Annotated in this window: 18 protein-coding genes; 9 read left to right on the forward strand and 9 right to left on the reverse strand. The window is 64.1% G+C overall.

The annotated features are described in order from the left end of the window. The first annotated feature begins 137 nt into the window (after window positions 1-137). From EPN33_14870 to EPN33_14890, 5 genes are read left to right on the forward strand one after another with little or no spacing between them, the layout of a single operon-like run. A complete protein-coding gene (locus EPN33_14870) occupies window positions 138-1502 on the forward strand; it encodes a porin (protein ID TAN20645.1) in 1365 nt (454 codons plus the stop codon). Beyond that, window positions 1391-2788 carry an HlyD family efflux transporter periplasmic adaptor subunit gene (locus tag EPN33_14875; protein ID TAN20646.1) on the forward strand — a complete coding sequence of 466 codons (1398 nt, stop codon included), beginning with the start codon at window positions 1391-1393 and terminating at the stop codon, window positions 2786-2788. Before EPN33_14870 ends, EPN33_14875 begins: the two co-directional genes overlap by 112 nt. After that, window positions 2785-4068: an HlyD family efflux transporter periplasmic adaptor subunit gene (locus tag EPN33_14880; protein ID TAN20647.1), complete on the forward strand. Its 1284-nt coding sequence runs from the start codon at window positions 2785-2787 to the stop codon at window positions 4066-4068. Before EPN33_14875 ends, EPN33_14880 begins: the two co-directional genes overlap by 4 nt. Next, window positions 4065-5402, forward strand: a complete 1338-nt coding sequence (locus tag EPN33_14885; GenBank protein ID TAN20648.1) for an HlyD family efflux transporter periplasmic adaptor subunit — start codon at window positions 4065-4067, stop codon at window positions 5400-5402. Before EPN33_14880 ends, EPN33_14885 begins: the two co-directional genes overlap by 4 nt. Continuing rightward, entirely contained in the window at window positions 5399-6685 is a 1287-nt protein-coding gene (locus EPN33_14890) for an ABC transporter permease (GenBank protein ID TAN20649.1), read from the forward strand. Before EPN33_14885 ends, EPN33_14890 begins: the two co-directional genes overlap by 4 nt. Here the strand turns inward: EPN33_14890 and EPN33_14895 are convergent. Beyond that, on the reverse strand, window positions 6676-8034 hold the full coding sequence (locus tag EPN33_14895) for a tryptophanase (GenBank protein ID TAN20650.1): 1359 nt from the start codon (window positions 8032-8034) through the stop codon (window positions 6676-6678). The two genes, EPN33_14890 and EPN33_14895, sit on opposite strands and share 10 nt — an antisense overlap. A gap of 415 nt (window positions 8035-8449) precedes the next feature. Here EPN33_14895 and EPN33_14900 point away from each other — a divergent pair, with 415 nt between their 5' ends. Both EPN33_14900 and EPN33_14905 read left to right on the forward strand, forming a co-directional pair. Next, entirely contained in the window at window positions 8450-8701 is a 252-nt protein-coding gene (locus tag EPN33_14900; protein TAN20651.1) for a DUF2191 domain-containing protein, read from the forward strand. Beyond that, the gene (locus tag EPN33_14905) at window positions 8671-9123 is read left to right on the forward strand and encodes a PIN domain-containing protein (protein TAN20652.1); all 453 of its coding nucleotides are present in this window, start codon (window positions 8671-8673) and stop codon (window positions 9121-9123) included. The genes EPN33_14900 and EPN33_14905 overlap by 31 nt, the downstream gene beginning before the upstream one ends. A gap of 114 nt (window positions 9124-9237) precedes the next feature. On the opposite strand, the gene EPN33_14910 is transcribed toward EPN33_14905, so the two are convergent. The 7 genes from EPN33_14910 to EPN33_14940 all read right to left on the reverse strand — a co-directional run bounded on the left by EPN33_14910 (window position 9238) and on the right by EPN33_14940 (window position 17224). Further along, a complete protein-coding gene (locus EPN33_14910) occupies window positions 9238-9423 on the reverse strand; it encodes a hypothetical protein (GenBank protein TAN20653.1) in 186 nt (61 codons plus the stop codon). Beyond that, on the reverse strand, window positions 9423-11183 hold the full coding sequence (locus EPN33_14915) for a chloride channel protein (protein ID TAN20654.1): 1761 nt from the start codon (window positions 11181-11183) through the stop codon (window positions 9423-9425). The genes EPN33_14910 and EPN33_14915 overlap by 1 nt, the downstream gene beginning before the upstream one ends. Further along, on the reverse strand, window positions 11174-11563 hold the full coding sequence (locus EPN33_14920; protein TAN20655.1) for a hypothetical protein: 390 nt from the start codon (window positions 11561-11563) through the stop codon (window positions 11174-11176). Before EPN33_14920 ends, EPN33_14915 begins: the two co-directional genes overlap by 10 nt. Before the next feature lie 334 nt (window positions 11564-11897). Beyond that, a complete protein-coding gene (locus EPN33_14925; GenBank protein ID TAN20656.1) occupies window positions 11898-13451 on the reverse strand; it encodes a peptidase S10 in 1554 nt (517 codons plus the stop codon). A gap of 102 nt (window positions 13452-13553) precedes the next feature. Beyond that, window positions 13554-16532: a hypothetical protein gene (locus EPN33_14930; GenBank protein TAN20657.1), complete on the reverse strand. Its 2979-nt coding sequence runs from the start codon at window positions 16530-16532 to the stop codon at window positions 13554-13556. A gap of 25 nt (window positions 16533-16557) precedes the next feature. After that, a complete protein-coding gene (locus EPN33_14935; protein ID TAN20658.1) occupies window positions 16558-17049 on the reverse strand; it encodes a PIN domain-containing protein in 492 nt (163 codons plus the stop codon). Next, on the reverse strand, window positions 16979-17224 hold the full coding sequence (locus tag EPN33_14940) for an antitoxin (GenBank protein TAN20659.1): 246 nt from the start codon (window positions 17222-17224) through the stop codon (window positions 16979-16981). The genes EPN33_14935 and EPN33_14940 overlap by 71 nt, the downstream gene beginning before the upstream one ends. A gap of 23 nt (window positions 17225-17247) precedes the next feature. Here EPN33_14940 and EPN33_14945 point away from each other — a divergent pair, with 23 nt between their 5' ends. Both EPN33_14945 and EPN33_14950 read left to right on the forward strand, forming a co-directional pair. Beyond that, window positions 17248-18267, forward strand: coding sequence for a M20/M25/M40 family metallo-hydrolase (locus EPN33_14945; GenBank protein TAN20660.1), 1020 nt, complete (start codon window positions 17248-17250; stop codon window positions 18265-18267). Window positions 18268-18605: 338 nt separating this feature from the next. Beyond that, window positions 18606-21116: an ABC transporter permease gene (locus EPN33_14950; protein TAN20661.1), complete on the forward strand. Its 2511-nt coding sequence runs from the start codon at window positions 18606-18608 to the stop codon at window positions 21114-21116. Here the strand turns inward: EPN33_14950 and EPN33_14955 are convergent. Then, on the reverse strand, window positions 21097-23040 hold the full coding sequence (locus tag EPN33_14955; protein ID TAN20662.1) for an ATP-dependent DNA helicase: 1944 nt from the start codon (window positions 23038-23040) through the stop codon (window positions 21097-21099). The genes EPN33_14950 and EPN33_14955 overlap by 20 nt on opposite strands. Window positions 23041-23049: the final 9 nt, after the last annotated feature.

A 23049-nucleotide genomic window follows, 5' to 3' on the forward strand; every position in this document is an offset into this window, starting at 1 on the left:
GTACAATAGAAGGTGCTGTTTTTGGTGCCGATCGTGCTTGCGGCGGGTATCGCTGTAGTTGTTTTCTTGCAGATCTCGCTCCGGCCGCCGAAGTAGCTTGCCGCAGTAACATCCATTTACCCTCGGGGACGGAATTCGTGCGCGTTTATTTGGCCGCGTTGATTGTGGCAACGATGGTGACGACGACGTGTGCGGCGACGCCGCCCGCGCAGCCGAAACCCGTCTCGGAGAAGCAGCACAAGCCAAAGAAGAAGCAGAGCCGGATTTGGTATGCGGCGCAGTGGAATCTGGTGACGCAGCACAATCCCGCGTTTGCGGCGGCATACTCCGGGCCGAACAGCTTCATGAACATTGCGGGGACGGCGACCTCGTCGGTTGAAACGCTGTTTCTCGGCATCCGGCTCACGCCGCGGCTGGAGTTCTTGTACGACGAAGAGACGTCGGCGGGTTCGGGGCTGAGCGGCACGGTGGGTCTGGCCGGCTTTCCGAATCTCGATGCTGTGCGGGCGGGAGGAGGGCCGGCGCTGACGGCGGCGCCCTATCCGGCGCGGGGCATGCTGCATTGGAATCTTGGCCTGGGCGGCGGGCAGATCGAGAACACGCCGAATTTTCTGGAGCTGGCGCAGCGCCTCGACCGGCGCCGGCTGGAGTTTTACCTGGGCAAGATGTCACTGGCTGATTTTTTCGACACCAACGACTACGCCAATTCTGATCATCAGCAGTTCCTCAACTGGACCGCCGACAATAATGGCGCCTGGGACTACGCCGCCAATACGCGCGGCTATACCTATGCCGGCTACGGCGAATACGATGATGGGCCTTGGACCTTGCGCTTTGCCGAAGCGCTCATGTCGAAATTGCCGAATCAGGAGTTTCTGAGCCTCAACCTGCCGGTTTTCCGGGCGGAGAATGCCGAAGCCGACTGGAACTATGCCGCCAAATCGAACGGCACGATTCGCGTGTTGTTCTTTGACAGCCACGCAAAGATGGGCAGCTTCGTCAACGCCCTGGCGGCGTGGCGCGCGGGCCGGACGCTGCGTCCCGACGTGAACGCGGTGGCCATTCCAGCCTCGGAATATGGCCTCGCTGCGAACTGGCAGCAGGCGGTGGGTGCGGACCTGGGCGTGTTTGCCCGCGTGGGCTGGAACGATGGCGCGCAGGAGAGCTACAGCTATACGGCGGTGAATAATGCGCTGGAGACAGGCGTTCAAGTTGGGGGTCAATTGTGGGGGCGGAAAAAGGATCACGCCGGTATCGCCATCATGAGCAACGGCATTTCGCGAGTCCATCAACAGTATCTGGCCGCGGGCGGTCTTGGCTTTCAGTTGGGTGATGGCGGACTCAGCTATGGGCGCGAGCAGATCGAAGAACTCTATTACAACCTACACGTATGGCGCTGGATTGCGGTGGCGCCGGACGTGCAGTTTTTCAACAACCCCGGCTACAACCGCGCGCGCGGGCCCTTGGTCGTGTACGGGCTTCGAGTACATGTAGAAAAGTAGAACGCGCGGCGAGAGTATCTGCTCCTACTGATTGGGCGTACACTACGGGCAGTAAGCGGCGGTTGCGCATGCGAAGGCATACCCGCAGATTAGCGAGGATTACGGGGATGGGCCTAAGTGTCGCTCTGGCGCTTGCTGCGAGCGGGTGTGCACATGCGCCGGCCGCAGCGGCCGCTGCGGCGCGGGACGTGGCGCAGATGCATTGGGGCACGCTGCAGCGCACGGTGCGGGTGACCGGAACCATTGTGCCCGAGCAGTCGGCCACGCTGCTGGTCCCGCAGCTCAATCAGAACTTCTCGCAATTGACCCTTTCGTATATCGCGCCGAGCGGCACGCGCGTCAAGAAGGGGCAAGTCGTGGCGGCGTTTGATCGCACCCTCCTCATGGACAGCGCCGCGGAGGCGCAGACGCAGTACCGCAGCCTGAGCTCGCAGGTCAAGCAGCAGAAGGCGCAGAACGCGGCGGATGCGGCACAGCGGTCGGTGGAGCTGACCAAGGCACTGGCGGATCAGCGGCAGGCGCGGCTCGAGCTGAGCAAGGGTGCGGTGCTCACCGGGCTGCAAGTGGCCACGGATCAAGTCGACCTGGCCGATGCGACTGCGCATGTAAAGAGCCTGCGTGAATCAGGGACGTGGCTCACGAAGCAGGCTGAAGCCAAGCTGCAGGCGCTGGCACTGCAGCGGGATGAGCAAAAGCAGGTATGGCAGCGGGCCGAGGCCGACAGCAATCGGATGCTGCTGCGCGCGCCCATGGAGGGCATGCTGGCACTGGCGCTGCCGCCGTTTTATGGCAAGCCGGTGCCAGGCATGCAGTTGTATAACGGCGTGCCGCTGGTGCGCATTTTCGATCCCAGTCAGATGCTGGTCGAGGCGCAAGTCAGTGACGTGGACCTGGCCTGGGTGCCTGCGCATGCCAAGGCGGAGGTGCGGATTGACGCCTATCCGGGGCTGGTGTTGCCGGCGCATCTGTTGCGGTTGAATCCGGTTGCGGTCGGGCTGTTGGGCACGCCCATCCACATGTTCAACGCCACGTTTGCGCTGGACAGGAGCGACCCGCGCGCGCTGCCGGATCTGAACGCCTCGCTGCAGGTGAAGTCGAACCCGCACGCAGGCTGGCTGGTGCCGCGCGAAGATGTGCAGTACGAGAATGGCGCGGCGTTTGTGTGGAGCGTGGTGAAGGGGCGGCGCGAGCAGCGGCCGGTGCAGGTGCTGGTGTTTGCCGGGCCGTGGATTCAAATTGACGCTCCCTGGTTGGGGGCAGCTCCGGTGAAAAGGAGCGATCCGTGAGCGCGAAGCGGCGCTGGATTAGCTGGATTGTAGCGGTGGCCGCCATCGTGGGCGGCGGGAGTTGGCTGGTGCGGCGCGCTGCGGCCGGGGATCAGAAGCTGCCCAGCGCCCAGGTGCAGATGGGCGATCTGGACGAGTACGTGAGCTGCCGCGGGACGCTTTCTGCGTGGCAGGCGGGGGTGCTGATCGCGCCCAACCGGGTGGAGAGCTTGCGGATCATTTACCTGGCGCCGGGCGGCAGCGAGGTCCAAAAAGGGGAGGTGGTGATCCGGCTGGATGTTTCCGGGCTGGAGCAGAAGGCCACCGAACTGGCGCTGGCGCTGAAGACTGCGCAAGCCAAGCTAAGTCAGGCGGAAGCCGAAGCGGAGGTTACGCACCAGAAGGATGTGCTGACGCTGGTGGAAGATCAGGTCGCCGCGGGCACGGCACAGAACGATGCGCGGAAAGCGTCGGTGCAGAGCCGCATCGCCGGACAGGAAGCCGACGGCAAGTTGGCCACCGCCAAAGCGGAAGTCAGCGCGCAGCAGGCCAGCGGCAAACTGCACAGTACCGCGGCGGCGGCGCAGGTGCAATCGCTGCGCGAAGCGCGCGACAAGGCGGCGGCGCAACTGCAGCGCGAGCAGGCCACGGTGGCGGAGGCGACGCTGCGGGCACCGATGGCGGGCGTGGTGACCTACAGCATGAATTACCGCAACTTCAACGATCCGCATCCCTACCGCGTGGGCGATGTGGTCTCCGCCGGCGATGAGATCGCGCAGATTCCCAACCTGCAGACGCTTGAAGTGGACGCCGACCTGGAGCAGACCGACCGCGGCAAGGTGCATATCGGTGACGCCATTACGGCGCAGGCGCCGGCGCTGCCGGAAGTGCAGCTCACGGGGGCGGTGGAGCGCATTGCGGGGCTGACGAGTCTCGATTTCAGCGGCAGCTTTCCGCCGCCGCGCATTTTCCGGCTCACAGCGTCGCTGACGCATCCGAATGCGCGGCTGCGACCGCAGATGAAGGTGACTATGAAGGTGATTACCCGCGAGCTGCACCAAGTGGCGCTGGTGCCAGCGCGCGCGATTTTCACACGCGATGGGCATGCCATCGTCTACGTGCAGCAGGCCGGGCACTACCAGCCCAAGCGGGTGACACTGCTGGGGCGCAATCCTACGGAAGCGGCGATTCGCGGCCTCGGGGCGGGGGCGAGCGTGGCGCTGGTGCAGCCGGGCACCAAGGCTCCGCGCAAGACGGCGAATCCAGCCGGCGCGGCCGGGCTCGAGGGCACACAGCCATGAGCGAAGCCATGCCTCAGTTGACGGGTGCTCCGCAGCCGGCAGCGTCGCCCGGGAGCGTGGTCCAGCCGCGGCGGCCGATGCGCTGGGGCCTGGTGATCGTCATCGTCGTGATCGCTGGCTGCATTGCCGCAGCGGTCATTTACGGACGTCGACTGCTGCAGGGATCGGCTGCCGGTTCTGCCATCCCAACCTTTCAGGTTGAATTCGGAACGGTGCAAGTTACTGCCTATGCCAAGGGAACGCTTCAGGGTGGGCAGGCGGACCGGCTGACGGCGCCCAGCATAGGCGGCGACCGGCCGCGCATCAGTTTTATGCTGCCGGCGGGTTCTGAAGTCAAACCGGGCGATGTGGTGGTGCGTTTTGATACCGGGCAAGAGGAGTTCAAGCTGGCGCAAGCGGAAAATGCCGCGGCACAGGCCGCCGCGAATGTGGCCGCCGCCGAGGACCAAGCCAAGGCGCAAGACATTGAAAACGCCTACTCGTTACAGCACGCGCGCTCCGAAGTGCAGTTGGCGGCGATCGCGGTAAGGAAAAATCCGCTGCTGCCGAAGCTTGATGCCAACAACAATCTGCTGGTGCTGCGCTCGGCGCGGGCCGAGCTGGCGCAGTGGGAACAGGACGTCTCCAAGCAACGCGCCAGCGGCCAGGGACTGATCGCCATTCAGCAGGCAGCGGAAGATAAAGCCAAGGCGCAGGCAGCGGCGGCAGGCGGCTACATTGCGGCCATGACGCTGCGGGCGACACGCGCGGGATACGTGGCGGTTGAGTCCAATCCACGGGGTTCGGGGGTCTTCTACCGGGGCATGGCAGTCAAGCCGTTTCAAGTGGGCGATCAGGTCTCGGCCGGCGCCGTGGTGGCGCAAATCCCCAATCTGGGCCAGTTACAGGTGCAGGCGAAGCTGAGCGAGGCGGGCAGCGCCTACGTGGCCCAAGGTCAGGCGGCGGAGGTGCAGATTGAAGGCGTGCCAGGGCGCGTGTTTTCGGCGCGCGTGGTGCGCGTCTCCGGAATTCAACAGAGCTTTTTCAGTAACAACCAGGGCGCGACCTGCGTGCTGGGGCTGGAGGGCAGCGACGCCACGCTCCGTCCAGGCATGGACGTGCAGGCGCGAATCGTGCTGAGCACCCTGCCGCACGTGCTGTGGGTGCCGGCGGAGGCGCTGTTTCAGCTAAACGGAAAGCCGGTGGTGTACGTGCAGCACAACGGGGCCTTTTCGCCGCAAGCGGTGAAGGTAATCCGGCAGGGATCGACGCGGGTTGCGATTTCAGGCATTCCGGCCGGAACGGTGGTGGCGCTCAGCAATCCGGCAGGCGCGGAGGCGGAGACGCAGCCATGAGCGTCCAAGAGCGCAGCTCCGGGCTGAGGCCCGCGCCAAGGGATAACTGGGAACGCTATACAGGAGACCTGCGCCTCGCCGGACAGAATCTCATTCAGCAGAAGATCCGCACCGCGCTGACGGCGCTGGGCATGATCTTCGGCGTGGGCGCGGTGATTGGCATGCTCGCCATCGGCGCCGGCGCGCGCCAGCAGTCCATCGAAATGATCGCCCGCATGGGACTGAACAACCTGCTGGTCAACTCCATTCCTTCGACCAGCGAAGCGCAGTTGCAGCAGCGGCGGCAGTTGTCGCACGGTCTGGACGACAGCGACATGCGCGTACTGCAGGCCGATGTGCCCGGCGTGCAATGGGTTTCGGCGCGGCGCGAGATGCGGCCGCATGATCTGCTGCCCGCGCCCAACGGTCCGCTACCGGATGTACTGGGCGTGGCGCCCCCGTACGTGCAGATTCATGGCCTGCGGTTGGCGCAGGGACGGTTCTTTGATGCCACCGACGAGCAGGCGGCCGCCGCCGACTGCGTGCTGGGCGCCGCGGCCAAGGTCGCCTTGTTCGGCTACGGCCGGGCGCTGGGCAAGTACCTGAAGTTCAACAATGCCTGGTGGCGCGTGATTGGCGTGCTGCTGCCGCAGCCGCAGTTACCCGGCAGCGGCGGCAGCGATTTGAACGGCGCCATCTACACGCCGCTGTCGGCGTTTCAGTATCGGGTTTGGGACGCCGATTTCAGCTTCAAGGATCCGCTCGACGGCATTGACCTGGCGCTGCATCCGGGCACGAGCGTCACCGCCGCGGCCACGGTGGCGCGCGCCATTCTGACTTCGACGCATCACGGCGTCTCGGACTTTCACGTGGTCGTGCCGGCGGCGTTGATGGCGGAGCAGCGGAGCCAGCAGCGCATTTTCACGCTGGTGATGGTCGCCATTGCGGCCATTTCGCTGCTGGTTGGTGGCATCGGGATCATGAATATCGTGCTGGCCACGGTGCTCGAACGCACGCGCGAAATTGGCGTGCGGCGCGCCACTGGCGCCACGCGCGGCGACATTTTGCGGCAGTTTCTGATCGAATCGGTACTGATCTCGTTCAGCGGCGGCGCTATCGGGGTACTGTTTGGCGTGGCTTTGTCACGGGCCATCTCGTGGGCAGCGGGCTGGCCCACCGTCGTCAGTGCGCTCTCGATTGTCGTCGCCTTCGGCGTTTCCGTTGTCGTGGGGATCGTTTTTGGTCTGTATCCGGCGCGCAAAGCCTCGCTCATCAGCCCCATCGACGCTCTGCGCTATGAATGAGCGGGTCGCAGCCGGGCGCTGAAGTGGCGCAGGAAGGGCGCCTCATACGTCAGTTCCAGGCCGCGAATCGATTGCCGGCGGCGCCAGACTTCGAGAATCACTTCGACCACGTAGTCGATATGCGACTGCGTGTAGACACGGCGCGGGATGGCCAGGCGCAGCAGGTCCATTTTGGCGGCCCGGTCGAACATGAGGGTGCCGATCTCGACTGAGCGGATGCCGCCCTCCAGATACAGCTCGGCCGCGAGCGCAACGCCGGGGAATTGCGCGGGCGGAACGTGCGGTAGGAATGCACGGGCGTCTACGTAAATGGCGTGGCCGCCGGGCGGCTGGACGATGGGCACTCCGGCGGCGGCAATATGCTCGCCTAAATAGGCAGTGGAGGCGATGCGGTAGTTGAGGTAGTCCTCATCAAGCGCCTCGTTCAAACCGACGGCGATGGCTTCGAGGTCGCGGCCGGCGAGGCCGCCGTAGGTCGGGAAGCCTTCGGTGAGGATGAGCAGATTCTTTTCCTGCTGGGCAACGGCGTCGTCGTTGGTGCATAAGAAGCCACCGATGTTGGCGATGCCATCTTTTTTGGCGGACATGGTGCAGCCGTCGGCGAGGCGGAACATTTCCTGCGCGATGGCGCGCGGCGTCCAATCGGCGTAGCCGGGTTCGCGCAGCTTGATGAGGTAGGCGTTTTCGGCGAAGCGGCAGGCGTCGAGATAGAGCGGAATGTTGTAGCGCCGGCAGATGTCTTTCACGGCGCGGATGTTGGCGAGCGAGATGGGCTGGCCGCCGCCGGAGTTGTTGGTGGCCGTCAGCATGACTAGCGGCACGCGGTCGCGGCCGGTCTGCGCGATGGTATGTTCGAGCCGGGGGGTATCCATGTTGCCCTTGAAGGGATGCCGCAGCGAGGGCGTCAGCGCCTCGGCGATGGGCAAGTCGAGCGCTTCGGCGCCGGCGGCTTCGCAGTTGGCGCGCGTGGTGTCGAAGTGGGTGTTGTTGGGGACGACATCGCCCTTTTTGCACAGCACGCTGAAGAGAATGCGCTCGGCGGCCCGGCCCTGATGCGTCGGAATCACGTGTTTGAAGCCGGTGATGGCCTGTACCGAGTCGCGGAAACGCTCGAAGCTTGGCGCGCCGGCGTAGCTCTCGTCACCGCGCATCATGGCGGCCCACTGCTCGGTGGACATGGCGTTGGTGCCGGAGTCGGTGAGCAGGTCAATCAGGATGTCGCGCGAGGCGATGAGAAAGAGGTTGTAGCCGGCGGCTTCGAGCAGCTTCTGGCGTTCTTCACGCGTGGTGCGGCGGATCGGCTCGACCGACTTGATGCGGAACGGTTCGATGATGGTGTGAGTCGGCATCGGTTTCGATTGTAGCGCCGGGCGCACATCTATTGACTGGCGCAGCTTTCGGCGTGGCTGGGCCGCGCCACCCGCTTGACGCGCGGCCAGGCTGGAGTCCCCTGGAGCCCCAGCCCGGCTGCTCCCCTGCCTAGTTGTTTGCAGGGTCGGGCCGCCCCTGCATGGGTCTGGTTTTGTTCTCGCCGGCTACGTCCTCGGCAGCTGGGAGCAGTGGTTGCGGGGAGACATCTGGTGCACGGCTGTGGAGTTATTCTCATGGCCGTAGCGCTGGCTGATCCGAGCTTCGCCGCAGGCGCTCACCCACTTTGAAATACCAGTTCCAGGATGATCGTGAGCCGGTGGTGCAAACGCGGGTGAACGGCTAGGCCGGATGAAGGCCGGGGCCTGAATACCTGTTTTACGGTAAACTGGGTACATGAAAACCACGGTGGATCTGCCGGACGATCTCATGATCGAGGTCAAGGTGGCAGCGGCGCGGCGACGGTGTACCCTGCGGCAATTTTTCGAGCAAGCATTACGCCGCGAAGCGCACATCGGCCCGCCGAAGCCGAAAAAGCCGCGCCCCTTCAAGTGGCACACTTATCCTGGAGGATTGGCACCCGGCTTCGACGTCGCGAATCGCGAAAGGATGTATGAATGGTTCGCCCGAGAGCTCGGAGAAAAGTGATCGCGATCGACACCAACCTGCTGGTGTACGCAGCCGGCCAGACCTCGCCGCAGCATGAAGCGGCACAGGCGGCGATCGAGCAGGCGCGTTCGCATCCCGAAGGTTGGGGTGTACCCTTCCCGGTCATCGCCGAGTTTTGGAGCGTGATCACGGGACGCAGCGCGGGAGCGCGACCGGCCACACCGGCCGAGGCGGCGTGGATTTTGGCTGATCTGGGCGCCGCCGGAGCGCAACTCTGGTTTCCGACTCCAGGAACCGAATCGGCATTGCGCGATTTGGCCAGAAAACTGGATGTTCGCGGCGCCCGCATTTTTGACCTGCAGATCGCGCTCATTGCGCGCGAGAACGGGGCGCGCGAATTGTGGACGCACGATGCCGGCTTTATGCCGATTCCCGGGCTGCGGCTGCGCGACCCGCTCTAACGAGAGCCAAACCAGCGTTGGTGTCATCCGCTCCGGGCGGATGCGTGCGGCTTTTCCTGATGTCAAAGCTGCAAGCGGACTGTTCCGCCGGGCTACAGCGGGGCTGGTTTGGCTTTACGCGCTTGGCTTCTTGAAACGCGCCGACGCGGCGCCCCAGGCGATGCCGAAGCAGATGCCGACGATCACCAGGCCGAAGATCTGCTGCGTGCCGAAGGCACCGGTGCGGAAGCGCGGAATGAACTCCGCCAGGCCAATCACGCCGATGGCCAGCGGCAGCAGGATGGCCCACCAACTCTTCATCAGGAACTCTGATTTCTATGGTACGCCGCCAGCGCGTCGGTGAGCGTGAGCACGCCCAGGAGCAGGCCGTTGGCGCGATGAATGACCGGCAGGAGCGGCTCGTCGCCGGCTTCGCGCAAGAAGGTCTCGAGCGGCTGGTCGGGATAGAGCACCGGCAGGCGCCACTCCGGCTGCAGGACTTCGAGCAGCGGCCGCTCCTCTTCGGCGCGGACCACCAGCGGCGCCAGCATGTCGAGCGTGACGCCGTACCAGGCGCTGCGGCCACCATCCACCAGCACGAATTTGCGCGGCGCGGTTTGCGCTTTCAGCCAAGCCTCACGCACGGGCCGGGCGGCGTCGACCACTGGTGGCGCCAGCCTGCCGCCGCCGTACGGCGAGCGCATGGCATCCTCGACGTGCAGCACTTCTTCCTCACGCCGTTCTTCCATCGAGGGCAGAGTGATGCCGTCCTGCTGGGTCAGCAGCTCGAAGATGGGCGTGGGCTGCCAACGGCGGGAAATATAGTACGCGATGGCGTTGGAGATGATCAGAGGCAGCACAATATCGTAGCTGCCGGAGACCTCTACCACCAGAAACACTGAGGTCATGGGGGCGCGCAGGATGCCGGCAAAGGCCGTGCCCATGCCCACGAGAGCGTACACGCCCATCGGAGCGGTCAGACGCGGTAGCAGTAGGTGCTCGACCCCGCCGACCGCGCCCCCCATCATGGCGCCGATGAACAGGGTGGGGGCGAACATGCCGCCAGGCGTACCGCTGGAAAATGACAGCGCAGTGGCGCCAATTTTGAGCAGCGACAGGATCGCCAACGTCGGCCAGAGGTACGAGCCGCCCATGGCGCTATTGATGGCGCCGTAGCCCGCGCCCATGACCTGCGGATACCAGATGCCGATCACGCCAATGACCAGCCCGGCCAGTGCGGGGTGGAAGTACTTGGATCGCCGCGAGGCGCCCCGGAAGCGGGGCCGCAAGGACGCCACCAGCTTGACGAAGAGCAGCGAGGCAAAGCCACCGATGACGCCCAGCACCGCATAGGCAGCGAGTTCGGAGGGGTGCTTCAGTTCAAACGGCGGCGCCTGGAACAGGGGATGATCGCCGAAGAACGCGCGCGCCACCACGGTGCTCGAAACCGCGGCCAGCACCACGGCGCCGATGACGCCCGAGCTCCAGCGGCCGATGACCTCCTCGATGGTGAACAGCATCGCGGCGATCGGGGCATTGAACGCCGCCGCCAGTCCGGCGGCAGCACCGAGCGGCGCCAGCAAGCGTTGCTTGGAGCGCGACAACCGCAGCCGCCGGCCGAGCAGTGAGGCTAGGCCCGCCCCGATCTGGATGGAAGGATCTTCCGGCCCTAGCGATTGCCCGGTTCCGATGGCGATGGCTGAGGTAATGAACTTGCCCACCACGGTCCGGAACGAGATGTAGCCGTCGTAGATGTACAGCGCCGCTTTGGTCTGGTTGACGCCGCTGCCGCGCGCCCCGGAGAAATAGCGGATTACCAGAAACGCAACTACCAGTCCGCCCGCAACCGGCACCGCAATCTCGCGCCACAGCGGCCTCTGCGCGACGGGCAGCAGCACGTGCGCGGTGATCGCATCGATCGAGAGGCGGAAGGCCACCACTGCCAGTCCGGTGATGATGCCGATGAAGATGGCGAGGCCGAAATAGAGCCGGTCGGAGCGCAGGAATTTCCCCAGCCACGGCCATCCGGCGTGGTGGTGGCTGCGGGCGGCGGCATTGGTTGCCGCCTGCGCTACCGGCATGGGTCTGCGATCTGCAATACCTGTTGATTATGCCAAAAGCCGTGCCGCCAGCCCCAGTGCCAGGGCGGCTTCGTACTGGCGGCGATCGGCGGTGAGAAAGGGAGCGGCTCTGGCCAACCGTTCGCGACGAGCACGGCAGTGCCGAGATGAATGGCGTCCAGCGCTCGTACTCGCTGTTGCTCGGCAATCGATTCTGCCTGTGCCAACGCCGCAACGTCCACATCCACCAGCAACCAACCGTTCTGGTCCTCGGTAACCCGGCGCCGGGCAGTTGACCACGCCTGTGCACTCAAGGTGCCGTCCTCTCGCCGCCGCCGCAGGGCGCCGGTTAGCTCGACGGTGAGGATGCGGGCGGAACGATGCTGAACTGCCTGGCCCAAATCAATGCTCTTGCTGATCCCGGCTCGTCAAAGTAGGCGCACAGCAGCGCACTGGTATCCCAAAAGGCCGGTGCGCTATACACGATCTTCGCGAACTTCCATCAGAGTTTCAACGATGGACGGGCCGCCCCGCAGCTTGACCGCTTCCAGTGGCTGTGATCCATCGGACGGCGTGAACCTCTTTGACTAACGTGCCCTTCCGCCACCGCGAGAAATTCTGGTTGGCCTCCTTGAGCCCCATCTTCATGTAGCTAGGATACTGCTTGTTTCTGCGTCGACAAAAAACGGGGCCGGATGGCTCCGGCCCCGTCGGTATACGCGAGTGATGCTGTGTTTAGGGCCGGCCAGCGAGCGCTTTTTGGTAGAAGGTGCGCAGGTCGTTGCGCATTTTGATGCTGGCCTTGGTGTCGATGTAGATCATGTGGCCGCTCTGGTAATGGCCGGTCATGATGTCATTCGCCCGCGCTTGCGGTGAGACCTTCATGTGGGACAGCATCCATTCCACCGCGCCGTAGACGGTGGCGAAGTCGTAGTAACCCATGGCCACAAACAGCTTCAGGTCGGAATTGCGGTCGAAGGCGTCCTCCAGATTGGTGACGGTGTTGTACTCCCCCGACCAACGGCCGATGCCGCCGCCGAGCACGTAGTAGATGTCCGGATCCTTCCAGTTCAGATCGTGCCGCATGTAGTTCTCAAACGCGGTCAGGAAGGAGTTCTCGATGTTGGCGTCGCTGATGTCGAAGGGCGTGCGCTGCGCGCCGCCATCGGGCAGGTAGCCGGCGAAGCGGCTATCGAGACGGCCGGTCATCTCATGCTGGCCGCGCAGCAGTTCGGTCGAAAACTGGCCAAGATCGATGCGCAGATTGTTCTGGTCGAGAAAGCTCACTGGCAAGCCGATGAAGTCGTGCAGGTCGTTCAGTACCTTGGTGCGTTGCGCCGGGGTCATGTTGGCGCCATCGTAGAGCGCCTGCATGTATTCATGGCTGGCAAAGTTGATGGCGGCCTTCGACATCTGATCGGCGGTCAGCTTTTGCAGATTGGGCGACACCTTGTGGTGATACCACGCCGTCATTGCCTGGGTCGGCAGGGCATTGACGTAACGTAGCGGCCCGGCGTGCGATGCGGAGGAGATGATGGTGGATTGCAGAATCACGCCCGTGACCGGGATGTCGTGGTCGGTGAGATAACCGGCCAGGCCAGCCGAGCGCGTGGTGCCGTAGCTTTCGCCGTAAAGGAACAGGGGCGAGTTCCAGCGGTCGTACACGTTATTGAAGGAGCGGATGAACTCGCCGAAGGCGGCGATGTCATTCTCAACGCCCCAGAAATCGGCGCCATTTTCGGGCTTGGTGGGCCGGCTCCAGCCTGTACCCATGGCGTTGATGAAGCACAGGTCGGATTGGTCGAGCAGCGTATCGGGGTTGGGGACCACGGTGTAGGGCGGCTTGGAAAGTCCGTTTGGCTCCAGCTTGATCTTCACCGGCGCGTACGAGCCCAGATGCAGCCAGATCGAACCTGAGCCGGGGCCGCCATTGTAAAGATAGGTGATCGCCCGGTTCTGCAGATTCGACACGCCATCCTTGGCGTAGTAGGTGTAGTTGAGATAGCCCTCAACCACTTGCGTGGTGGCGTTCTTGATCGGAATGAAGCCCACCGTGGCGGTGTAGTTCAGCGTCTGGCCGTTGATCTGGATGGAATGGTGCGTGACGACCGGCGGCTCGCCCGCTCCCCAAATCACCACGGGTCGGTTCACTTTGACGTTCGGTTCGTAGCGGAACCAGTCGTTGGGATGCGGGTTCGGCGTTGGGCGCCGGAACTGCGCCGCCGCGCCGGTGATAAGGCCGAGCGCCAGTGCCGGCGCCAGCCAGTAAAACTGCCTCCATCTCGTCATGATGCTTTTCTCCTGTAATGATTTCTATAGCCGAGAGCCCTGAAGGGGCATCGTACACTGCTTTCGGCCCGCGGCGGAAGCAAAAAGGCCATGTTCACCGGGTCATGGCTGTTGGCAGGTCACCCGCGGCACGGCGGCGCGATGGGGCGCAAGCGATGTCCATGCTTGCAACGAGTGCTGGAGCTCGTGGCAGAGCCGCTGATAATGGTCCTCCATAGTCGCGGTGGGTGCGTCGTCGCTGAGCTCGATGAGGGTAATGAGATTGCCCAATTGCGTGTTCAAGCGGCGGAAGCTGGCCGGGCCTGCGGGCGCGGCGGCGTGGCGGCGGAAGCGCTGTCGACCGCTGGCGCGGAGGGCGGTGAGCTGCTGCTGTTGCGCGGCGCTGAGGTTGGGGATCTCGGCCGTCTGGACCTGCTGCGCTGCCGCATAGCTGGCCTGCATCGCGGCGGTGAGGGCGAGGCCGAGATCGCGCTGTTGCGCCAAGCCTGCGGCGGACGTGGTGATGCGCGGGTCCATGGTCACGGTCAGCGGCTGCCGGTAGACGCGGCCGTCCACATCCAGCCGCAGCTCGTACCGGCCCGGCGTTACGAACGGCCCGCGCGGGTCGGTCGGAGTCTGATGGATGAGGGCAGCGATAGGCTGCGAGTGTTCGAACGCTGGGGGCGGCGCGTAGCGCAGATCCCAGGTGACGCGGTGCATGCCGGCCGCGGTGGGCAAGGGGTGGGATTGCGCCAGCCAGTAATTGGGGATTTCCAGTTGCGGCGGCTGCTGCGGCGCGGGCAGGGTGCTGGTCAGGGTGCGCACAAGCTGGCCGGTGTTGTCGTAAATGCTGAGAGTGATCTGGCGTGCGCGCGCAGCGAGGTAGTAGTTGAGAATTGCCCCTGCGGGCGGGTTCGTGCCGGTGGCCATTTCGGGTGGAAAGGGTGTGTCGTAGTTCACGTCGGGCTGCACGCGGATCGCCACCTCCGGCGCGAGGAGCCGGGTGGCATCGTTCGAGGGAGCGCGTGCCAGCGCGCGCAGGGGACTCAGGTCGTCCAGAATCCAGAGGGCGCGGCCGTAGGTTCCCGCGACGAGATCGTTGCTGTAGTCCACCAGATCGCGCACGGCGACGTTGGGTAGGTTGAGTAGCAGCGGCTGCCAGTGATCGCCGTCGTTGAAGGAGACGAAGACGCCGTGTTCGGTGCCGGCGAACAATAGGCCCGGCTGCTTGGGGTCGGAGCGCACCACGTGTACAAAGTCGCCGCCGGGAATGCCAGAGGTGATCCGGGCCCAGTTTTTGCCGGTGTCGCGTGTGCGATAGATATAGGGCGCAAAGTCGTTTGCTCGATGGCGGTCGAAGACGGCATAGGCCGTCGCAGGCGCTTGCAGTGAGGGCTCAATCATCGCAATCGCAGTGCGCTCCGGGATTGCTGCCGGGGTTACGTTGGTCCAGTCCTTGCCATCGCGCGTCGTCTCCACGCGCCCATCCGAGGTGCCCACCCACAGGACCGCTGCGTTCACCGGCGATGGTGCCAGTGCGGTAATCGCGGCACGGCCGCCACCGGTCAGGTCCGGGCTGATCCGCGCCCAATGCAAGCCGCGATCCTGCGTCTCCAGCACTGCCTGCGCGCCCAGATAGAAATCGCGCGGGTTCTCGGGCGACTCGGCCTGCGGACTGGTGGCGTAGCGCAGCAGCATACCGCCCAACTCGGCGGGCGGGCTGATATCGAGAATCTGCTTCGTCTTCCAGTCGTAGCGGTTCAAGGCTGCGCCGCCGCCGGTCGCGTAGACGTAATTGGGGTCGCTGAGGTCGGGATGAATATAGCCGAACTCATACGCGCCCACCGACGGGCGCCAGTCCATAAATGTGGTTTCGCCAAAGGCGCCGCGGCTGCGCACCGCGGCCGAGCCGGAATCCTGCTGCGTGCCATAGATCCAGAAGGGAAAGCGGTGGTCGACGGCGATGTGGTAGAACTGGCCGTTGGGCAGGTTGTACCACCCCAGGCTCCATTGCTTGCCGCCGTTGAGCGAAAAGGTGACGCCCTGATCGACGCCGAGAATCATGCGTTGGCCGTTCGTTGGGTCGATCCACATCTCATGATAATCATCCCCGCCGGGCGCGCCCTTCCAGGCAATGAACGTGTGACCGCCATCCGTCGAGCGATAGGCGCAGGTCTGCATGACGTAAACCACGTTGGAATTGTCCGGTGCGACATAGACCCTGCTGAAGTAGCCGTTGCCGACGATGCGCGGGTCGTCGGTGGCGCGCGACCAATTTGCGCCGGCATCGTCGGAGCGATAGAGCCCCGCGGTCGTAATCGCGAAGACCCGCTCCCCCTGTGTATGCCCGGCGACAGCGAGGCCGATCCGGCCACGCAACCCGGGCAGGCCATGGCCGCTGATTTCGCTCCAACGCTGGCCCGCATCGGTTGACTTGAAGATGCACGCATCGCCCTCCGGCGCGCCCGGCGCGTGGGGCTCGAAGGCCGCGAACATCTCCGGAAAATTCTGTGGATCGGCCACCAGGTCAATTGCTCCTGCGGTCGGCCCCTCATACAGGACCTTGCGCCAGGTGGCACCGCCGTCGGTCGAGCGGTAAATTCCGCGCTCAGCGTTCGGTGCAAAGGTGTGTCCCAGGGCCGCCACGAGCACCAGGTTCGGATCGCGCGGGGCAATTAAGATGGCGCTGATATGGTGGGTGTTGTCCAGTCCCAGGTGCTTCCAGGTTTTGCCGGCATCGGTGGACTTGTAAACGCCGTCGCCTTCGTTGACCGAGCCGCCCACATTGACCACGTCGCCCGTGCCGACATAAATAATGTTGGGGTTGGAGGGCGCAACCGCGATGGCGCCAATCGAACTCACCGGCTCGTGATCAAAAATTGGCGTCCAGACCGTGCCGCCGCTGGTGGTTTTGAAGACGCCGCCTTCGGGGTTGCCTTCATAGTAGGTTGAGGCATCGGCGGGTACACCGGCTACGGCGGACACGCGCCCGGCGCGGAACGGCCCCACCAGCCGCCAGCGCATCGCCGCAAACTGATTCGGATTGACTTGCGCAAACGCCGTGCAGGCGAAACATGTGACTACCAGGGCTATCTTCCGCATAGCCCGAGCATACAGGCCCCCTGGCTCAGGGGGCCAGCACTTCCGCAACGCCCTCGGCTCCCAGCGCCTCCAGCCGCCGGTCGAAGGTCAGCAGCCGCCCGCCCTTGCGCCGCGCCAGTTCCAGCAGATAGGCGTCGTTCACCCGGCGGTGTCCCATCACGCGCTCGAAAGCTCGATGACGACTGGCATCGCCCACGTCCGGCAGGTCAGACCAGTACCGATGGCGTGGATCGGCCGTCATGCTGCCCAGGACGCCCAAGGCCGTAGGGGCTGATTGCGGCAGGCCCACGACCGCAGCCACCATCGACAGCCGCACAAACGCCAGTTCTGTAATGGCACACGTAACCCAAATCTGACCGGTGAGTGCTGCCTCGGCGGCGAGGTGAAATTGATGGCTTGGCCACGCGAGCGCCAGCAGCACGTTCACGTCCAGCAGCAGCGGATCGCTAGTAGCCTTCATCATCCAGATAGCGCTCGATCCGGCTCGCGGGGATGATTGGCGCGTCTGGAGGTACATCAAAGGTCGGCCACTTCCATTCCCCCGGCTTGCGCTTTTTCGGCGCCGCCGGCTGCTGCTTAATTCCGCGCCGCGCCAGCTCGGAGAGCACCTTGCCCAGCCTCTTGCCGGAGGCGCGCGACAGGTGCATGGCGGCTTCGTATACGTCCTGGTCCAGCGTTACCGTCGTCCTCATGATGTAATGATACACTGATGCACATGTTTCGTGCCCTGAGCTCAATTTTCGCCGCACTGGTCATTTCGAGCTGTGTTTTCGCGCAAACTCCAGCCTCTTCGGCTGCGCAAAATCCCGGCGCCGCTTGCCGCACCTGCATCGAGGCACACGAGCAATTTCTGGCGAGTGATGCGCTCGAGGGGCGCGGCAGTGGCACGCGCAACGAGTTACTGGCGGCGACTTACATCGCGAGCGAGCTGCACGTCTACGGCATCGCGCCTGCCGGCGATCGGGGCGGGTACATCGAGATCGCGCCCGGCTATCCCAAAGACAAGCCCTGGCGGCAGGCCACTCCTGACCTTGGCACAACGGCGAATGTGGTTGGCGTTCTGCGTGGAACCGACCCGAAAGCCAAGGTACTGCTGCTCACCGCGCACCTGGATCACCTCGGCATCATTCCCAGCCGTCCTTATCAGGGTGATGATCTCTATAACGGCGCCGATGACGATGCCAGCGGTTGCACGGCGGTGTTGGATCTGGCGCGCATGCTGGCGCTCGGTCCGCGGCCGCGCCGGACGGTGTACTTTGCCTTCTTCGGCAGCGAGGAAGATGGCGGCTTCGGCGCCCGCTATTTTGTAGCCCATCCGCCCGTACCACTCCAGCAGATGTTTGCCAATATCGAGTTCGAGATGATTGGCTGGCCCGATTCCAAGGTTCCCGCGCATACGCTCTGGCTCACGGGTTGGGACCGGAGCAATCTCGGGCCGCACATGGCCGCCGAAGGCGCCCACCTCGTGAGCGACCCGCACCCAGCGCAGCGTTTCTTCTGCCGCTCCGACAACATCAATCTTGCCTACGCCGGTGTCGTGGCACAGACCGTATCCAGCTTTGGTATGCAACCGATGTATCACCGGCCAGACGACGATGTCGCGCACCTGGACTTTGGTCTCATGACCGCCTCGATCACGTCGATGATCAAGCCAATTCGAAACCTGCTCAACTCCAGCTTCGTACCCACTTGGAACGCAGGCGGGCAGCCCCGGCGGGGGGAGCGATGTCATTAAAGCGAAGTCGTCAGTTATTAGTTTTCAGTTGCCAGTTGGGCGCGCTGCTGGTTGGAGCTGCGGTGGCGCAAGTGCCGAGGTGGCCAATCGCGCTACGGGCAAGGCAGGCGATGCGCGGGGTGGTGGCAGAACGGAATTGCTGCGGCTGCAACGCCTGAGGCGCGGGCCGCGGGCCGTGCCGCCTAAGGGCAAGCCGCCAAAACCCGCGCCCGCATCCCTCCCGCGGCTTTCGCCATCCCCTAGACCCGCAAACGTTTGGTTGCACTGAAAACTGAGAACTGAAAACTGAGAACTTTTTTCACGGAACCCGCCAGGGCCTTTCGTGCGTATGACCCCATATGCGCGAGTTGAAACTTGCTGTCCGCCGCCTGGCCCATGAGCGCGCCTTTGCCTTGGTGGCGATCATCACGCTGGCAGTCGGCATCGGCGCCAATACAGCCATCTTCTCGATTGTGGATGGCGCCCTGCTACGTCCCCTCAATTTTCCGCAGCCGCAACAGCTCGTCTTCCTGGCGCAGTCGATTCCGCAATTCACGGGCAAGTACCCCTTCTTCCCGGTGAATGCCCGTGCCTACCATCAGTGGCAGCAGCACTCGCAACTGATCACCAACATTGGCCTCATGCAGCCTAACAGTTGGGTGCTGACGGCGTACGGATCGCGTCCGCGCCAGGTGTATGGCGCCGACATTTCGGCCACCATGTTTCCAACCCTCGGCGTGACGCCGGAGCTTGGCCGCAACTTTACCGACGCCGAGGATCAACCCGGCAAGACGCACGAGATCATCCTTTCCGACGCCTTTTGGCGCGGTGAATTCCACACCGACCCCGCCATCCTCGGCAAAACCGTCGATCTTGACGGCCACCCCAACGTCATTGTGGGCGTCATGCCGGCATCGCTGCATTTTCCTAACGCCACCCAACTCATGCCCTTGTTTGGCGGGTCGACGGACCACCCGGTGCAGGTCTTCCAGCCCGCGGGCATTAACTTCGCCAAGGCGCAGAATGTGGGCAACTTCAACGAGATCGTTTTTGCCCGTAAGCGGACGGGTGTGAGCGATGCGCGCCTGCGCGCAGAATTCAACGTGATTGAAGCCAACTTCCTGGCCGCCACGCATGCGCCCGCTCATCTGACTGTCAATACGGTAGTCATACCGCTGCGCGACCAGATTGTGGGTAGTAGTGGTTTTGGGCTCTGGCTGCTGCTGGCCGCCGTCGGCGCCATTCTGCTGATCGTGTGCCTGAACCTGGCCAATCTATTGCTCGTCCGGGTTCACGCGCGCGGGCACGAGCTTGCCATCCGGGTTGCTCTGGGCGCGGGCAAAGCCCGGCTGGTGCGGGAAACGGTGGTCGAAGGCGTGGTGCTCGCCGGCATCGGCGGGTTGATCGGTATCGTGGCTGCCTGGGCAGCGTTGCGCTGGCTCGTCTCCGCTGCTCCGGCGGGCATTCCACGGCTCGACGAGATCGGCCTCAATCCTGTCGTCCTCCTCTTCGCCATCGTGCTGGCTTTGCTCTGCGGGGTGGTCTTCAGCATCTGGCCTGCGCTGCGCTCCGCCAATGCCGATCCGCAGTCGGCCCTACGTTCCGGAGGCCGCAGCGCCAGCGATTCCGGTAAAGGCATGCGGACGCGTTCGTGGCTGGTAGGCGCGCAGGCGTTTCTGGCGGCACTGTTGCTCATCGTGGCGGGTCTGCTCGCCGCCAGCTATCTCGATTTGCTCGGCGTCAACAAAGGCTTTCAGGATCAGCACGTCGTTGAAACCGGCATTGTCTGGCCCGGCAATCATGCCCAGCGCGCGGCCTTCTATCACGGCGTGCTCGCCAAGCTCGCGGCGCTTCCGGGCGTCCAGACGGTCGGACTGATAGACAACCTGCCCACGCAGGGCACCAACGACACCGATCTGCTTTCGCGTCCAGACGACACCCGCCCGCTGGTCGACCGCCCCTTGGCCGTGTTTAGCTCCGTCAGCCCGGACTACTTTAAGGCGGTCGGCATTCCCATGTTGCGTGGCCGGACGTTTACCGATGCCGAAGTCGCCTCGGCACTGCAGGCGGCACTCGCGCCCGCCAACAACAGCAATCAGCCGGTCGATCTCACTAAGGGCTTCGGCCCAGGTCCCAGCATGGCAGCCGTCGTTTCTGCCACTACCGCTGCCGAGCAGTGGCCCGGCCAGGATCCCATCGGCAAGATCTTCCGCAACGCCGATCCGACCGGCCCTATTTTTCACGTGATTGGGGTGGTCGGCGACGTCCGCACCATGGGCCTCGAAGCCAAGCCCGGCATGCAAGTCTATTTGCCCTACACCTGGAATGAGCCCGGCGGCGTCGCCATCGCCCTCAAAACCGACGCGCCACTTGCGGCGCTGGCGCCACGCATCCGCGAGACGGTTTGGAGCGTGCAGCCCGACGCAGCCGTTACGAAGATTGAGACCCTGGCCAGCCTCGTGAGCTCCTCGGTCAGTCCGCGCCGCTTCCAGATGGCGCTGGTCATCGCCTTCGCGCTCTGTGCGCTCTTCCTCGCTGCCCTCGGCATTTACGGCGTGATCGCGTACTCAATTGAGCGCCGCACCGGCGAAATCAGCATCCGCATGACCATGGGCGCGCGCGCCGGGCACCTGGTTCGCATGGTGATGCGCCAGGGCCTCACACCGGTGATCGCAGGATTGATTCTGGGCATCATTGCCGCACTGGCATCGGGCAAGCTCCTGGCCAGCCTGCTGTTTGGCGTCCACGCCACTGATCCGGCAGTCATTCTGATTGTGGCCCCGGTGCTGCTGGGCGTGGGCGCGTTGGCTTGCGCCATCCCCGCCCGCCGCGCCACCCGCATCAATCCAGTCAATGTGCTGCGGAGCTAACCGCGCCAAAAAACTCGACGACGGCGTCACGTTGCGCGGTGCGCGGAAACGGAGGCAGGCTGGCGAGGAAGGTGCGGCCGTAGGGCTTGCTGGTGATGCGGCGATCGAGGACGGTGAGCACGCCGCGGTCGCGCGTCGAGCGGATGAGCCGCCCTAAACCCTGCTTCAGCGTCAGCACTGCCTCCGGAATCTGAAATTCCGTGAATGGGTTGCGGCCCTCGTTCCGCAACAGGGCAATGCGAGCGGCGATAACGGGGTCGCTGGGCGAGGCGAAGGGCAGCCGGTCGATGATCACCAGACTCAACTGCTCGCCGGGCACATCCACACCCTGCCAAAAGCTGCTCGTCGCTACCAGCACCGCGCCGGGCGTCGCACGGAAGCGCTCCAGCAAGAGATTCCGCGGCGCCGTGCCCTGGACCAGCAGCGGATATTCCATCCGGCCTGCCAGCAGCTTGGCGAAGGCCTCCATCTGCCGCAGGCTGGTACACAGTACAAACGCCCGGCCGCGCGAGGCCTCGATCAACTTGATGATTTCCTCACCCGCGGCCGCCGTGAACTCGGGTGCGTTTGGTTCGGGCAGGTGTTCGGGCAGATAGAGCAGCGCCTGGCGCTCGTAGGCGAACGGTGATGCGACGATGCACTCGTGCGCGTGCTCCAGACCGAGCCGCTGCCGCATGTAGTCGAAGTTCTCCTCAACCGTCAGCGTGGCTGAGGTGAGAATCACCGTGTCGGTCGCCTCAAACAAAAGCTCGCGGATGCGGTCGGCCACCTGAATCGGCGAAGCCTGCACGAACACGCCCCGGCCGCGCCGCTCGACCCAGTACACCACGCCTTCTTCTTCAGACTCCATCAGGTAGGCGAGCTTGCTGCGTGCCTCGGCCAGCCGCCGCAGGCTGACGTGAATCTCTTCTGGCTTGTCGTCGATTGCCTCCAGGCCGCTGGCGATGTAGTCAACGCCGTTCATGAAGCCGTCGTAGAGTTCCTCGTGATCGATCAGGAACTTCTCGCGCTCCGTCAGCGGCGTGCGGCCTTCTCCTTTGGCAAGCGCAAGAAAAAACTTCTGAGCCGCGATCCGCCAGTGCTCGATGCGTTGCTGCAGTTCGGGCGACGTGTGGCCGCTGCTGCGCAATGTGATGGCGACGTCGCGCGCCAGCTCTTCGATCTGATGGCTGCTGACCGCGATACCAAAGTACTGCGAAGCGGCGCTTTCCAGTTCGTGGGCCTCGTCGAAGACAACGGCTTCATAGGGCGGCAGAACGCCGGGCAGGTCCTGGCCCTTGAGCACGAGGTCGGCAAAGAATAAATGGTGATTCACGACCACCAGGTCGGCCTCGGATGCGCGCTGTCGCAGGCGCGTCAGAAAACAGTTTTCATATAGCGGACACTTCGAGCCGGTGCAGCTTTCCTTGCGGGCGCTCAGCCGGTTCCAGAGCGGTGAACTTTCCGGCAGGAAATCCAGCTCCGCCTGATCGCCGGTCGGGCTGGTCTCGGCCCATTGCCGGATGCGCCGGTACTGTTCCAGCTCCTCCAGCGCGAGCAGCGCGGGCTGGACTTCGAGTTCACGAATCTTATGCAGGCAGGCATAATTCTGCCGCCCCTTGACGGTCACGACGTTGAGCTCGCGCCCCAGAGCTGCCGCCAGCAGCGGCACATCCTTCTGAACGAGCTGCTCCTGCAGATTTTTGGTGCCCGTCGAAAGCAACACTCTGCGCCCGCTGAGTAGCACCGGCAACAGATAGGCGAGCGTTTTACCGGTTCCGGTTCCGGCCTCGACCAGCAGATGATGCCGCTCGCGCAGCGCCAGCGCGACCTCCTGCGCCATATCGAGCTGGCCCGGCCGCTGTTCATATGCCGGGTGAGCCCTCTGAAGCAAGCCCCCGCGCCCGAAAAATTCGTAGAGCGGCGACTGTGCGGTTGAGGTCATAAGCCAGTG

The sequence above is a fragment of the Acidobacteriota bacterium genome (assembly GCA_004299485.1).
In the GTDB taxonomy this organism is placed as follows: domain Bacteria; phylum Acidobacteriota; class Terriglobia; order Terriglobales; family SCQP01; genus SCQP01.